Origin of the sequence: Candidatus Nitronereus thalassa, from assembly GCF_032191465.1 — a bacterium.
In the GTDB taxonomy this organism is placed as follows: domain Bacteria; phylum Nitrospirota; class Nitrospiria; order Nitrospirales; family UBA8639; genus Nitronereus; species Nitronereus thalassa.
The window spans coordinates 250,418-265,196 of sequence record NZ_JAQOUE010000001.1; the positions used below are offsets into that span (position 1 = coordinate 250,418).

Below are 14,779 nucleotides of genomic sequence, written 5' to 3' on the forward strand. Positions count from 1 at the left end.
AGAGTCTCGAATTGGAGATTGAGTGGGAATTTACATTTCGTGAAGTTTGGCCAGTTCGCTTGTCGCAAAATGGAGAATCTTCTCGGCGTCTTCAACCATGCCATCAGTAATGTTCATGCCCAAAGCGAGGTCATCGTCATCCAAAGTATCCACTAGCCCCTGCGCTTGAAGCAAACTGACGTCCCAAAACACGAGGCCAATGTTTTTTCGTTCACCATTAAGAATCGCGGTGGCGGTAATATTGTCGCCGTGTTCAGTTGGGGTGCTGACAAACGAAAGCTCAACATCAGAGCTTTTCACATGTTGGATAAACTCTGCAAAAACCTTGATGCGTTGGAGACTTGCTGGATCCATTGCCATATGACGTTTCTCCTACTTTTCATTACTTGGTTCAAGGGAGCAAAAATGAAATGAAAATAATATGATAAGACTGCCAGGCATGCCGAAAATATTCAACCCAGGTTAGGCCATAACATAGAATGCACCTAAAAGCCTTTGAGGAAGTTAAAAGTATGGAAAAGTCAGAACGGGAGTACTAGCACAGTGATTGGAGAAACATTCAGGTCCTGGTAATCTTGGCTAAAATGGCTAAAACTATTCGAATGGAATGGTTGAGATTTTTCAATATTTTCTAGGGCTTGACAGTTTCAGTGAATAGGATCAAGCTACCTCTCATCAGGGCATTTCTTTTAGCCTTTTCCAGGAATCATTTCTTTCGTCCTTCTTTTCAGATCGATTGAAACAATTGAGTGTGGGTGGGGAGTGATAACCATATTGGTGAATTGCTCCTGGCGTCGGCAAACACAGGATTGGTGTTCCGATGTTGTGTTTCGTGTATTGCTCTAAGTTCCCTGTTACATCAAATAACAAAAAATTTACCCTCCAAGGAAGGAGTACTCTTATGAATAAAACATTTTTTGTGGTTGCGTTGAGTATGTTGGTAGGTTTGTCTGTGAGTGGTTGCGATTCCGGTAAGGGGTCTGATGCGTCCAAATCAGAACCCGCCGTCATGAGTGAAGCGGAACCTTCAATGGAAGCCCCTGGTGAACCGGCTATGGAAGAGGCACTTGACGCTTCAGGGCCCATGGCTCTTTCTGCACCCGATGGCGTTGCTGGGGCAGATGACAACAATGAGGGAATATCTCATTTTCAACAAGGCCATTTTGATGTAGCCCAAGAGCATTTCCAAAAAGCTGTTTCGGCCAATTCCAATCTAGCCGAAGCGCATTATAATTTGGCATTAACGCTCGATAAACTTGGTAACCACGGAGAAGCCGCCAACCATTTCAAAACAGCGTTAGATCTCGCTCCCGATAATCCCAGTATTAAGGACTCTGCGATTTTACAAGCCCATGTGAAGGGGTAAAGGTTAGGTCGTTTCCAATCTAACACAACCAAATTTGACATGAAAAAAGGAGGCGGGATTCGTCCTACCTCCTTTTTTTGTCATTCCCTCAATCGAAAATTGTTACCTGACGTGTTCAACTAATGCTGCCAACATTACTGACAGGTTCAGATTTGCTTCACTGCATTTTTTTGGACAAGTTTCTGTGAAGGTCGTGTGCGCTGAGTTTTGGTGGAGTGCGTGGTTGGGGTAATAAGTTTTGGTCCGGTGCTGGACATACTTACGGCTTGGCGTCGGATTTCCTCCATGGCATTAGGGGTTGGCTTGGTTGGCGCTTCTAAAACCAAAGAAAGACGGGACATTTTGGGACGGGTCCGTTTCTTTTTTTGGGGACGAACACTACCTGGCCATAACCGAGAAAAATTCATGGTCGCTTCCTTTGTTTATGCTGTTCGATTATCAGTGATTACTGGATGACGGGGGTTCACCGTTGTTGAGAAGGACCGTGCCAAATTAGGTACGGTGGTTTTTTGATCCCCTCCGTGAGGGTGGGGTACAGGCGTTGAGCGGACCGAAATGCAAAGTCCTGGGCTTCCATGGAAGAGATTCCGGACATGTGAGCCGATACGGAATCAATTTCCCAGTTATTGTTGTCCCTGGTTCGAATCACGAATAGCTCGCACTCAAATCTTCCCTCTCCAGAATGCTGAGTGCTGACGACCAATTGTGAGCCGTCGGAAAACGTGAGAAGGGGATCGAGGTTGATTCTGGCCATAGAATTTTCCTTGTCATCACTCCCAAGAGGCTATGTGGAGGTCCTCAGACGGAGGGAATGGTAAACGATGACGGCTTACTCGGTCCTCGGCATAACGCGATATGGTTGCCTGGAAAAAAGGTGTAGGGGTACGGGAACACCAAATCCACCATGCCCATGTTGAATACGAGAATATTACGGAGAAAGGTAGGAAGGTCAGGCGACTTCTTACGTAAAGCCAAAGTAGCAGCTAATTGATGGCGCGTCAACGTAGATTCCAGGTGGATAAATAAGAATGTTGGTTAGGGCTGGGGCCCGGTAACCATTTGGTTCATTTCTTACCCGTTGGGGTTGGTTGAATCAAGTTAGGTGGGCGTTGGTTAGCGAGGTCAGCGTAGAAATCCTGGCCTTCGTGGTTGATGACGATGAAGGCAGGAAAGTCTTCGACTTCAATTTTCCACACGGCTTCCATGCCAAGGTCTTCATACTCCAGGACTTCGACTTTTTTGATGCTGTGTTCGGCCAGGCGGGCGGCAGGACCGCCGATCGAGCCGAGATAAAATCCGCCATACCTCCCACAGGCTTCGCGCACTTGTTTCGAACGATTCCCTTTGGCAAGCATAATCATGCTGCCTCCTGCGGCTTGAAATTGATCGACATACGAATCCATGCGTCCCGCAGTGGTGGGACCGAAGGACCCGGATGCATGGCCTTTGGGTTTTTTTGCGGGACCGGCGTAATAGACCGGATGGTCTTTGAGGTATTGGGGAAGACCCTCTCCAGAATCCAAACGCTCTTTGAGTTTTGCATGTGCGATGTCTCTGGCCACGACCACTGGTCCGGTGAGTGACACTCGGGTGGCGATTGGGTGTTTTCGAAGTTCAGCAAGAATGGCTGGCATGGGTTGATTGAGATCGATCTTGACGACGTCTCCATCGAGGTCTTTTTCGGTGATCTCTGGAAGATATTGCGCGGGATTAGTTTCGAGTTGTTCGAGGAAGACCCCGTCCTTGGTGATCTTGCCGATGATTTGTCGGTCGGCCGAGCAGGACACTCCCAACCCCACAGGGCAAGACGCTCCGTGTCGAGGTAGGCGGATAACGCGTACATCGTGGGCAAAGTATTTCCCGCCAAATTGTGCCCCTATGCCGGTTTCAGCGCATAGTTCCAAGATCTCTTTTTCCAGTGCGGTGTCCCGGAAGGCTCGGCCTTGGGGATTTCCGGTGGTTGGTAAATCATCGAGATCGTGACAGCTTGCCAGCTTCACGGTTTTCAAGGTGAACTCTGCAGACAGGCCGCCGATGACCAGCGCCAGATGGTACGGCGGGCAGGCGGAGGTGCCAAGAGTACGAATTTTTTCGGAAACGAAATTGAGCAGGGACTTTGGATTCAGCAGAGCCTTCGTCTCTTGATAGAGAAATGTTTTGTTTGCCGAACCCCCGCCCTTGGCGATAAGCAGAAATCGGTATTCGTTTCCAGGTTTTGCATAGAGATCAATCTGCGCGGGCAGATTTGTGCCAGTGTTCTTTTCGGTATACATGTCGAGGGGCGCCATCTGGGAATAACGCAGGTTGCGTTGATCGTAGGCTTCGTAAATGCCACGGGAGAGCGCTTCGGCATCATCACCGGTGGTGAAGACCTGTTGACCCTTATACCCGAGGGCAATGGCGGTGCCGGTGTCTTGGCACCCTGGGAGTACTCGTCCGGCCGCGATGTTGGCGTTCTTGAGGAGCTCCATGGCCACGAAACGATCATTATGAGACGCTTCGGGGTCGTCTAGAATATTAGCCAATTGCTTGAGGTGACTTGGTCGTAATAAATGCGCGATGTCATCCATGGCTTCGCGGGCGAGGAGAGTAAGGGCTTGAGGATCCACTCGCACAATCTCTTGTCCCTCGAACATGGTGGTGGAAACATAGTCGGACGTCAGTTTGCGATACGGTGTGGTATCGGTCCTGTGTTCAAAGATCTCCTGATACTGAAACTCGGCCATGGTGCGTATTCCTTTATGTTTCGTGGTTTGCGTTCGATGCTTGCTCCTTTCCAATGTGTTGGCTGAAGGAGTCACAATCTGTGAAGGGGGCTTGGATTTCCCCAGTTTCTGTGTCCGATCTTGCCATACTTTTGGTTTGGAATGCACCTAGTGATGAGCAGAGTGGAGGGATCAAGGCAAACTTTCTGGATCTGGTATACTGCTTGAAGGAAAGGAATTGACATCCAATGGTTTTCACATTCATGGAGGAATTTATGCATCACAGGATTTTTGGTACAGGAAGATCTGGGGAAACTCTGAAATCGTTTATGGGTGCGCTGGCCTTGACCGTGTGTAGTCTGGTTTTGGTAGCTGCGGGATGGGCAGGTGAAGGTGGGCACAAACATGATCATAGTCCGGATAAACAAATAGCCAAATTGACCAAAAGGTTAGGACTTTCCGATGCCCAGCAGGCAAAAATTAAACCGATACTTGAAGACAAGGCTAAAAAACTTGACGCCCTATACACCAGGAAATGAAATCCATTCGCAAAAATACTGCGGTTCGGATTGAAGCGGAATTAACTCCGGATCAAGTTCAGGCATTTAAGGAACATCGGGAGAAGCGAAAAGAAGCCAAAGAAAAATATCAAGAAAAACATAGAAAAGGGCATAAAGGGGAAAAGCATAAGGATCGCCATCATGAAGACGGTCATCACGAGAGTAAAGGGGAATAGATCAAGAAATTCTCCCCCCTCCTGATTCTATTATCTTGATAACGCTGAGTGTCATCCTGACTGAAGCGAAGGATCTGCTTCGAACGAAGGGTCTTTTGTCCGTGAACGAGAGGTTTTTCGCCGGTTGGCTCAGGATGACAGGGGTAAGGGAGGTCATGCCCAGCCATATAAAAAATCTCCGACGTAAGAAAACTACCAACCCTTCCGACTGACCCACCCTGAGGTATGTTGAAGAAGTGCGTTGGGGGGCCCTCTACCTATTCCTTCCATGATTAAGGTGAATGAGAAAAAGCGGTTCCTAATAAATAGGTCAGCTTAAAAAACCTTATCGCCGAAATGTGACAAGACAGACTGGACGACGTATAATTCCCACACTTATGAGTGTGAGCACGACATCCATTCCGGCTCCTCCTGATCCCATGTTAATCGCGACGACTTTGCAAACCCGTTTAGGTGTTCCCTTTAAATTAGCAAGCATGGAACCGTTGGCTGGCGATGCGTCGAACCGTCGCTATTTTCGGTTGCATGTAGAGGGGGAAGGATCTCCTTCTTTGATTCTCATGCAGTTGGCAGACCCGGAAGGATTCAAGGCTTCCGAAGAGGCCGTGAGTGGGGCGGGAACTGTTATTCATGAGCTACCGTTTTTGAACGTGTTACGGCCATTGGCGCAATCCGGCATCTCGGTTCCCAGGCTTTATTTTTTCGATGACACTGCCGGGCTTGTGTATTTGGAGGATTTGGGAGATACCACATTATTTCAGGCAATTCTCGAAGGAGGGGAGGCGGCGATTCGGCGGTATTATCCCCATGCCATTGATACCCTTATTCGCATGCACGTGTCCCTCAAACCTCAAGCTGCGGATCCTTGCCTGGCGTTTTCCCGGGGCTTTGATGTGGCGTTGCTCATGTGGGAATTCGAACATTTTATGGAATATGGAGTGTGGGTGCGACAAGGGAAGAAACCGATTTGTGCGGATCATGAGAAGGTCTGTCGTGAGACGTTCAACGCCATGGCCGAATATCTCGCAGATCAACCCAAGGTGTTTACTCATCGTGATTATCATTCCCGGAATTTGATGGTGCATGGCGATCAACTGGGGGTGATAGATTTTCAAGATGCGCTATTAGGACCCGCGACATATGACCTGGCGTCCTTATTGCGAGATTCCTACATGGCTTTGGATGATGCCTTCATTGATGAGATGATTCTTCGCTATCGGGAAGGGATGTGTGCCGAGTTGGATCTTGCCACGCAAGACGACATGCTTCTGACTGATCCTGTGGCGTTTCGCCGACTATTTGATTGGACGAGTATTCAACGTAATCTCAAAGCCGCAGGTCGTTTTGTGTATATCGATCAGGTCAAGGGAAATCCAAAATTTCTTTCGGACATTCCCCGCACATTGGGATATGTCCGTCGAAATTTGGAACGCTATCCTGAGCTGGAACCATTGCGTCTTGCACTCACCCCCTATGTGAAAGAATGGCAGTAGGTTCTCTCCCATGAAGGCCATGGTCCTAGCCGCCGGGTTGGGGACCCGGTTACGTCCTCTCACGAATTCCCTTCCAAAGCCGCTGCTCTCCTTGGGGCCCCATCCGCTGTTGGTCTGGAATCTGTTGCTTCTGCGCAAGCATGGCATCGCAGATGTCATCATGAATCTCCATTACCTTGGTGAACAAATTCAACATGCTATTGGGGATGGGAGTCAATGGGGACTAAAGGTAACTTATTCCTTCGAGCCAGTGTTGTTGGGGACGGGAGGTGGGGTGAAACAGGCGGAACCCTTTTTTGAAGGCGAACCGTTCTTAGTGATTAATGGGGATACGATTTTTGATCTTAATTTGTCTGCGGTGATTGCTCATCATCGTGAGGCCGAGGCGATTGCGACCATGGTGCTCCGTGATGATCCCGATGTGGATCAATGGGGGGTGATTGAAACGGATGCTCAGGGACAGGTGTTGAGGATTAATGGGAATGGGCGACCTGCGAGCCAGGATGGGGAGTACGTCGTTCGACGTATGTTTGCAGGAATCCATGTGGTTGATCCTTTTCTTTTACGCCATGTTCCCGAAGGTGTTCCTTACTCTATAATTGATGCCTATGTGTTGTGGCTGGAACGGGGAGCCTCAGTCTCCAGCTATCTTTTGACTGGCTATTGGTCGGATGTCGGCACTCCTCAACGTTATGCCCAGGTTCAACAAGATTTCGATTTCGGCCGTATTCGTCTCCCTGCATAAGATATTTTTCTTGGTGTGTGGCCTATTGACGACTTGAGCAGGATTTGTGTCAAAATGGCCACAAACCCTTTGGTGTATGCGATCTTATGAGCAACCCTCAACAATCTCGACGTTCCTCCCCTCAACGCGCTACTCATACGAGGGAGCTCACCAAACGGCTTCGCCGCGTACAAGCACAACTTCAAAAGCTCGTTCATTCTCCTGAAGGGATTTCCCCCACTACTGCCCAAGACTTGTCTCAGGAACTGGATACCGTCGCCACTGCGTTGCAACGGGGAGGGATGATACCTCCAGCCTCAAAAAATCAAGACACGTCTTCATTTGGGGCTGTGGGTGGTTCGAAAGGACTTGTGAGGCCGCATATGCCTGACCCCTTTCTACAAATCGATAGTCATTTTGTGACTGATGCCAGCGGGATAATTCAACTTGCCGATCATTCCGCTACGCTATTGTTGGCCTTACCCTCGAACAAACTCACTGGTCAAAACCTTTTAGATCTACTGGCCCCCAACGACCGGTTTGTTCTTCTCCAGCACCTGCGGAAACTTGAGGATGGAGAACCAGGCTTGGAATGGGAAATGACTTTGGCTCCAGCCGGAGGTCATCCGTTTGATGCATTTCTTACCATCTCTGCCTTACGCAATCCTGACGGCGTCCTATCTTCTGTCCATTGGTTGATTCGTAATATTTCAGCACAGAAACGGATGATGGGTAGCGACGAGTTAACTCAAGCATTGGGCGAGCATGTATTGGAAGGCGTGACCTTGCCAGAAATTCTCTCGCACTTATGCCAGCATTTTGTGCAAGTGTTTGCCTATCCCTTGGTCTGGGTTGCCTTAAAGGAACTGGATGGGGAGGTGACGTTGGCCGCCCAAGCGGGGAGTCATTCTTCGGTTATCGGGAATGTGGACTTTGAATTATCCGCTGCGGACGTAACTTGTGTGAAGGCCGTCATGGCTTCCCAGGTATCACACGGGTTCCAAGTAAGCGATTCGGAATGGCCTCACAAAGGGTTTGGCCAACGATACGGGTTAAAAGCTAGTTTGTTTGTGCCGCTTTGCGCACGGGGGCAGGTATTAGGTGTGTTGGCCGTGGGGGCTTCTCGTGAGGATGCGTTTGATGTGTCTACGGGACAATGGTTAGAAAAGTTGGCTAGTCAGGTCTCAGTGAGTCTCTTACTTGTAAAGGAATATGAACATTTGCGTGTGCGTGGGGCGGCCATTGCTTCGGCTGAACATGCGGTTTTTATTACTGATCCCAAAGGGCGGATCGAATGGGTCAATGATGCCTATACCCGGTTGACGGGATATGGGGCGGCCGAGCTTATCGGGACGATTCCTCAAGTGTTGAAGTCGAGCAGGCTTCGTACGACTATGCGGAAAGCTCACCGGCATTCGACTCCTGGAAAACTCTGGCGTCATGAGTTAGTGGATGAACGAAAGGATGGTCGGTCCTTTATGGTGGAGCTTGTCTTTACTCCCTTGCGAAACGATCAAGGCAAGATCACGCACTTTGTGGCGATTCATCAAGATATTACTCTGCGTAAAGAAACGGAAGCGAAGTTTTTCCATTTAGCTCATCATGATCCTCTGACGGATTTGCCAAATCGCACGATGTTTTTCGATCGCCTTAAGCAGGCGTTGGGGCAGGCGAGACGTCATGATCGTGCTGTGGGCGTTATGTTTTTAGATCTCGACCGATTTAAATTCGTCAACGATGAATTTGGGCATGAGATGGGTGATGAGTTGCTTCGAACTGTCGCGGGCCGTCTCACTCAATGCGTGCGAGCGACGGACACAGTGGCCAGATTGAGTGGCGACGAGTTTACAATTCTTTTGCAGGATTTGGAACGTGATCAGGATGCTGGCCATGTGGCGCAGAAAATTTTAGAGACTCTGGCTCAGCCCCTTGAGGTTGGTGGGCAGGTGATTTTGGTGCATGCGAGTATTGGGATTGCCCTGTTTCCCTTTGATGCGAAAGATCCCGATCTTCTGATTGCTCAGGCTGACCGAGGCATGTATCGCGCCAAGGAAAAAGGGGGGCATTGCTACCAATTTGTATCCGAAGAATTGAATTCACAAGCCTTCGAACGGTTAATGTTGGAAAAGAGTTTGCAGACGGCTTGGCAGCAAGAGGAATTTACGTTGCATTTTCAACCAGAAGTGGATGTCCGCACCGGGAATCTTCTGGGAATGGAGGCGTTGCTTCGATGGCAGCACCCGGAATTGGGGTTGGTGTTTCCTCATCAATTTCTTTCTTTGGCCAAGGAATCCAGCTTTTTTTCATCGCTTCAGGAATGGGTGCTTCGAAAGGCTTGCGAGCAAAATCAACAGTGGAAAACTCTTGGCTTGCCTACCGGGCCAATTACAGTGAATCTCTCTGTGAGTCAAGATGATCCAGATGTTGTAATTGAAACGATTAAACGCGCGCTTCATCAGACGGGTTATGATCCCAAGGGACTTGCGATTGAAATTTCCCAGACGACGGTCATGGGAGATCAGGAGGGAGTCTCACGCTTGGTGGAAAAAGCGGCAGATTTGGGTATTGCCTGTGTCCTTGATGATGTAGAAGATAGCGAATCTCTTTCTCGTCTTCTCAAGCGGGTTCCGTTTCGACGTTTGAAATTAGCCTCCTCTTTGGTCTTTGACTTGCCCAGTTCTTCCCATGCGGTTGATGGCGTTCAGCAATGCCTTGGGGTAGCAAGAGCCGCCCATTTAGACATCACGGCTAAGGGAGTGGAATCAGCCGGACAAGTCACCTTCTTGCGTGAGCATGGATGCCATCATCTTCAAGGGTATTTGTGTTCGCGTCCCTTGCCCGCCAACGAAATGACCACGTTGCTTCGTGGTTGGTGGGCTTCGGAATTTTAATTTTCCCCGGTATTGTCCCCCCGTTGGAAAAATGTCACGAGTGTTGGAAATTTGCCTCAACATTCTATGGGTGTAGGAAAAACCATACTTTCTCCACCTCTTCACTCATCTTGTCTGGATAAATGTACTACCACCCATATTTTGTGGGCACCTTCCCTTTTCTTCATCAATATTCAAATAATCAAGTGTTAATCAAAAAAATTGGTTCTGAATTTGCATTACCCTTATGAAAGGGGCACATCAGACACTTGGTTCAATTGGGTGAGGGGCACTCAAAAGTCACCGGAATATAACTAACGTAGCTGTTAATAATGAGAGGTGTATGATTATGAAGCAGATGTTGAAACGGATTGGTATCCTACTCCTAGGGATCAGCCTCCTGGGATTAACCTCTGGTTGTGGGAAAAAAATGGTGAGGGGCTCGGCTGGGAAAGATCACAGGCTTGCCCGTGCGTCCTTAAAAGATTCCCCGCACACGTTGGGTAGTTTGGCGGGGCTTGATCGAGATTATCAGATGAAGGATTTTGATCTTGAGTCTGAAAATGCCGGTGGCATGCATACATCTCTTTCCCATAGCGTTACGGGGAAGAATTCTTTTGCTGGGGACGATGGCTTGGAATTGTTTGAGGAGTCTGCGGATGGGGCGATCCTGACGACCCCGGCAACAGGTTCCACTGGGTTTTATGATGCACCTTATGCTTCCTCAGGTGGCCCCTTATCAGACGGAAGTATTGGCAATAATTTGCAAGGCGGGGCACGGGGAGAGGCGTCCCAAAAAGGCGTGACGTTTTCAAAAGGTCTTCGAGATATTTACTTTCAATTTGATAGTTGGCGGCTTACAGAAGATGCGCGTCGTACTCTTGAAGCCAATGCGCAATGGTTAAAGGCTCACCCTCACGAGCGAATTATGATTGAAGGGCATTGTGATGAGCGTGGTACGCAGGCTTACAATTATGTTCTTGGTGAAAAACGTGCCACGATGGTTCATCAATATTTAGGGTTTCTCGGCGTGGATCATCGCCAGTTGGTTGTCACCTCATTTGGCAAAGATAAACCAAAGTGTCATTCCTTTTCTGAAGCCTGTTTCCAAGAAAATCGCCGAGCCCATTTTGGATCGGATATGAATATGGCTAGGCATTAACACGCACTTGTTCGATATAAGCTATGTTGTGAATTGTCAGTTTATAGCACATACTTAAAGAAGAATTATCCCATAAGGCATGAAGGGCGTAGCTCCCTTTTGGCACTCATCAGAGTTGTGGTGCTTTATTTTCTTTTACCAGACAACACCATAGCATTGTTTCTATGAATAGGATACGATAAGCCAATATTAAATTCTTCATATTGTTCAACATGTTGGCCTGTTACTATGTTTTGCCCAAGGCTTTCATTTGTTGAGTCCTATTACCGGCAGAGCCTACCAACTCGGAGTTTACCTAGTAAGACTTTTTGAGTTCTTCCTTCCTCTTGTTCTGAACCCTACGGGTTCATGTTCCTCTGGTCTTGTCTTTGGGCTTACCGTATTTATTCTTTTCATTCTTTCTGCCACTTGCCCCTTTTACACAGTTTTTTCTCGTTGATGATCCAAAGGTATTCGCTGAAATTTTTTTAAATATATAGAAGAAATAACTGAACTCTGGTTGCAAGTTTAAGCCGTAACGGAGAGAAGCATTCAAAAAGATCAAAGAAAGCAATTTTTAATATCGTTTAAGGCATAAATTTTATCTGCCGAAAATGTAGACACGCGTATGTTTATGCCTCGCTGTGGTAGGGCTTAGATTTCTTCCAAAGTAGGAGTGGCAAATATGACGATTGTAATTTTATTTCTCTGTGCTGCTGTGCTGATTTTTCCACTACAGGCTCATGCCTATGTCGGGCCAGGGTTAGGCTTGGGAGTGATAGGTGTGGTACTTGGCGTTTTGTTTTCAGTGCTTTTAGGCCTGCTTGGAATTTTTTGGTATCCGCTCAAACGAATGTTTTGGAAAAGCTCTACTAAAAGAGCCTAGTCATGCCAAAAATACAATCCATTTTTGCAGCAATTCCTATGGTGATAGGTGCTGTCATCGTGACGGAATTGTTTTTCTATGTCCAAGTTAATCATTACGTCCAGGCAGTGAAGGGTACAGCTTTAAAGGCGTTTGCCGTATTATCAACATCGAAAATCTCAGATCATTGGAAAGAAAAAATTCTTCCCTATTATGCGGCAAAAATATTGGCTGCAACCATAAAAGTTTTTTATTGTCTTGGATTGTTGGTGGTATCATTTTGTGTCGTCTATGGTTTAATCGGCCTTGTAGTGTTTGAGAGCTTGCCGGAAGGGTTGGAAAATTTATATAGACTTGATATGCAAATTATCGTGATTGCCATTAGTATGATTTATGGATTATTCCGGATCAGATTGACTTATGGCTGAATATACTTTTGCGACAAAAACATTACATCATCTGGTTCTGGATAATCCCCTCATAAAGAAGGTTGGGTTTGATATAGATTGTGTATTTAGCAGGCTTCGATATACTCATGTTCAAGCTCCCCCTCCAGTATTTATTGCCGGCTTGGCACGCGCGGGAACGACGATTCTCCTTGAAGCCCTTTATTCAACCCGTCAATTTACAACATTGACGTATCGGGACATGCCTTTTGTAACGTCCCCACTCATCTGGAGAGCATTGACCGCAAGCTATCGTCATTCAGCTGAAAAATTAGAAAGGGCACATGGCGATGGTTTGTATGTCAATTTTGATAGCCCTGAAGCATTTGAAGAAGTGTTCTGGATGACATTTACTGGACAGAAGTATGTACAAGAGAAGTGGATTGAACCGCAGTTTATCGATGAAGAAGTGGTAGAAAATTATCGAAGATTCGTGGCGAATATTATTGCGAAAAGTGAAGGAAGCCGCTCGACTAGGTATTTGGCAAAAAATAACAATAATGTCTTGCGGATTAACAGTCTGAAAGAAGCGTTTCCTGAGTCTATTATCATCGTGCCGTTTAGAAATCCCTTTGATCATTCACGGTCTCTTTTAGCTCAACATCAGCAATTTCGAAAAATCCATTCAGAAGATACCTTTTCTTTGCAATATATGAATTGGTTAGGGCATTTCGAATTTGGAGAAAATTTTAAACCCTTCAGGGTGAGTGATGAAGCTTTGCCTGGGCATAAGGATGAGCTCGACCAACTGAATTACTGGCTTCGATACTGGAAATGTGTTTATGAGTATTTGATTCAACACCATGCCTCGAATGTTGTTTTTTTTGACTATGATGAATTTTGCCTGGATCCAAGTAACTGCTTTGATAGGTTAGGTCGGGTTTTGTCTTTAGATCCTATCCTGTTGAAACCGTTTTGTTCTCAGGTAAGGAATGACACAAGACGGGGTTCTTTGCCCGTAGGGATTCGAACCTTAGATGCTCAAACGGAAAAAGTGTACAAGACTTTAAAGGGTCTTTCCGTGCATGTGAATTCGAAATTTGAATACAGCTGTGCTGATCGTTGAAGTTCATGGCAACTGCTCAGCCTGAGAGTTTCCTTTCAAAAATAACATTCCTCATTTGTTCAATGGTAATATTTTGTTTTAGAGTATAGTATTTCACTGTTAGTCTATGTGTTTATGAGATTGCCGGGTTTGATCATTTTAGTCTGGTGCGAAAATATGAGAACCGCATGGTAGTTCCTTCGTTTTCTTGTCGAAATTTGTTAATGAGTGGAAAAAATGTCTCGAGGTTGGGGTTGTATTTGGTCTTTTGTGTTTTGTTTATCTTTTCTTTCGACTTGGCTTTTGGATCTGAAAAGAGACCAGCACCAAAAGAAACTTTGCTTGGTATTAAGGAACTTTTTGTACTGGTAAATATTGGATTGTCTAGAAGTGGACCCACCCAAACGAAACTGCAAGACCTTGTTGAACAAAAAGTCTCAAGTTTAGGTTTGGTCGTGCACTCAAAAGATGAGTATGAGGAAGAGAGTTTAATTCCATCTCTCCACATAAATGTTGCTATCATAAAAGGAGAGAACAACTTCCATACTTTCTTTGTAACGATTAAACTTTACCAGATAGTGAGCCTCGAACAAGAAGGAAAAGTTAGTAATCCTTCTGCGGTCACTTGGGAAGTCGCTTCCATGGGTGTTGGCGGTATTGAGAGTATCCAAGAAAAAGTTGAGGATTTAAGTGAAGTTTTTTTGATGGACTATCGAGCAGTCAATTAGCATGAAGGGTTTTATTATATGGACCATTGGGTTTTGAGGTTAGGGTCCATAGCTTTACCAAGATTACGAGACGATTCCTCTTCCTGGAAAAAGGTTTGGATCATGGCTGCTGGAATGTAATTGTGTGCTACAAGGTGTTCAAGGATTTTAGTGACATTGGATATTGGTAGAATGTTGTCAGTTTGCACTGTAATGTCTGGGCTAATTGGAGGTTCGTACGGATCCGAAATCCCTGTAAAATTTTCGATTTCACCTCTGGATGCTTTTGCATAGAGCCCTTTGACGTCCCGTTTCATACAGACCTGGAGTGGACATTCCACATAGACTTCAAGAAAATTGCCAATTTCAGCTTTGGCGCGTTCGCGGGATTCTCGATAGGGGGAAATAGCCGCGACGATTGCAATTGCACCAACTCGAGTTAATAGTTTAGAAACAAAAGCAATTCGCCGAATGTTTTCATCTCTGTCCTCTTTTGTAAACCCAAGCCCCTTTGTCAAACGCTGTCGGACTTCATCTCCATCCAGGATCTCAACTGGCAATCCAGCTTCATCCAAGATTTCATGAAGCACTCGAGCCAACGTGCTTTTTCCCGCACTTGGTAGTCCAGTAAACCAAATGGTAAAGCCAGTGTTTTTCATCCTGGGACTCCCTCATTTTTCT

General features: G+C 46.6%; 16 protein-coding genes. 11 read left to right on the forward strand and 5 right to left on the reverse strand.

Annotation, left to right across the window (positions count from 1 at the left end; genetic code table 11):
- Positions 1-30: 30 nt before the first annotated feature.
- The gene (locus PPG34_RS01345; protein ID WP_313831331.1) at positions 31-360 is read right to left on the reverse strand and encodes a hypothetical protein; all 330 of its coding nucleotides are present in this window, start codon (positions 358-360) and stop codon (positions 31-33) included.
- A gap of 541 nt (positions 361-901) precedes the next feature.
- Here PPG34_RS01345 and PPG34_RS01350 point away from each other — a divergent pair.
- Positions 902-1,366 (forward strand): tetratricopeptide repeat protein, encoded by a 465-nt coding sequence (locus tag PPG34_RS01350; RefSeq protein ID WP_313831332.1) that lies wholly within the window; start codon positions 902-904, stop codon positions 1,364-1,366.
- Between the two features lie 146 nt (positions 1,367-1,512).
- Here PPG34_RS01350 and PPG34_RS01355 read toward each other — a convergent pair whose 3' ends face one another.
- The 3 genes from PPG34_RS01355 to PPG34_RS01365 form a co-directional block, all read right to left on the reverse strand.
- The gene (locus tag PPG34_RS01355; protein WP_313831333.1) at positions 1,513-1,773 is read right to left on the reverse strand and encodes a hypothetical protein; all 261 of its coding nucleotides are present in this window, start codon (positions 1,771-1,773) and stop codon (positions 1,513-1,515) included.
- 56 nt (positions 1,774-1,829) lie between these two features.
- Positions 1,830-2,120: a hypothetical protein gene (locus PPG34_RS01360; RefSeq protein ID WP_313831334.1), complete on the reverse strand. Its 291-nt coding sequence runs from the start codon at positions 2,118-2,120 to the stop codon at positions 1,830-1,832.
- 310 nt (positions 2,121-2,430) lie between these two features.
- Complete coding sequence (locus tag PPG34_RS01365; RefSeq protein ID WP_313831335.1) at positions 2,431-4,092, reverse strand: fumarate hydratase; 1,662 nt, start codon at positions 4,090-4,092, stop codon at positions 2,431-2,433.
- A gap of 254 nt (positions 4,093-4,346) precedes the next feature.
- Between PPG34_RS01365 and PPG34_RS01370 the strand changes: the two genes are divergently transcribed.
- From PPG34_RS01370 to PPG34_RS01415, 10 genes are all read left to right on the forward strand, one after another.
- Entirely contained in the window at positions 4,347-4,610 is a 264-nt protein-coding gene (locus tag PPG34_RS01370; protein ID WP_313831336.1) for a hypothetical protein, read from the forward strand.
- The gene (locus PPG34_RS01375) at positions 4,607-4,807 is read left to right on the forward strand and encodes a hypothetical protein (RefSeq protein WP_313831337.1); all 201 of its coding nucleotides are present in this window, start codon (positions 4,607-4,609) and stop codon (positions 4,805-4,807) included. Before PPG34_RS01370 ends, PPG34_RS01375 begins: the two co-directional genes overlap by 4 nt.
- Before the next feature lie 377 nt (positions 4,808-5,184).
- On the forward strand, positions 5,185-6,300 hold the full coding sequence (locus tag PPG34_RS01380) for an aminoglycoside phosphotransferase family protein (protein ID WP_313831338.1): 1,116 nt from the start codon (positions 5,185-5,187) through the stop codon (positions 6,298-6,300).
- Positions 6,301-6,310: 10 nt separating this feature from the next.
- Entirely contained in the window at positions 6,311-7,045 is a 735-nt protein-coding gene (locus PPG34_RS01385; protein WP_313831339.1) for a nucleotidyltransferase family protein, read from the forward strand.
- 86 nt (positions 7,046-7,131) lie between these two features.
- Complete coding sequence (locus PPG34_RS01390) at positions 7,132-9,915, forward strand: bifunctional diguanylate cyclase/phosphodiesterase (protein ID WP_313831340.1); 2,784 nt, start codon at positions 7,132-7,134, stop codon at positions 9,913-9,915.
- 322 nt (positions 9,916-10,237) lie between these two features.
- The gene (locus PPG34_RS01395) at positions 10,238-11,056 is read left to right on the forward strand and encodes an OmpA family protein (RefSeq protein WP_313831341.1); all 819 of its coding nucleotides are present in this window, start codon (positions 10,238-10,240) and stop codon (positions 11,054-11,056) included.
- A 664-nt stretch (positions 11,057-11,720) separates the two neighbouring features.
- Entirely contained in the window at positions 11,721-11,921 is a 201-nt protein-coding gene (locus PPG34_RS01400) for a hypothetical protein (RefSeq protein WP_313831342.1), read from the forward strand.
- A gap of 2 nt (positions 11,922-11,923) precedes the next feature.
- On the forward strand, positions 11,924-12,328 hold the full coding sequence (locus tag PPG34_RS01405; protein WP_313831343.1) for a hypothetical protein: 405 nt from the start codon (positions 11,924-11,926) through the stop codon (positions 12,326-12,328).
- Complete coding sequence (locus PPG34_RS01410; protein ID WP_313831344.1) at positions 12,321-13,412, forward strand: sulfotransferase; 1,092 nt, start codon at positions 12,321-12,323, stop codon at positions 13,410-13,412. The genes PPG34_RS01405 and PPG34_RS01410 overlap by 8 nt, the downstream gene beginning before the upstream one ends.
- Positions 13,413-13,579: 167 nt before the next feature.
- A complete protein-coding gene (locus PPG34_RS01415) occupies positions 13,580-14,119 on the forward strand; it encodes a hypothetical protein (protein ID WP_313831345.1) in 540 nt (179 codons plus the stop codon).
- Between the two features lie 14 nt (positions 14,120-14,133).
- Here the strand turns inward: PPG34_RS01415 and cysC are convergent, their stop codons facing one another.
- Positions 14,134-14,757, reverse strand: coding sequence for an adenylyl-sulfate kinase (cysC, locus tag PPG34_RS01420; protein ID WP_313831346.1), 624 nt, complete (start codon positions 14,755-14,757; stop codon positions 14,134-14,136).
- Between the last annotated feature and the right edge of the window lie 22 nt (positions 14,758-14,779).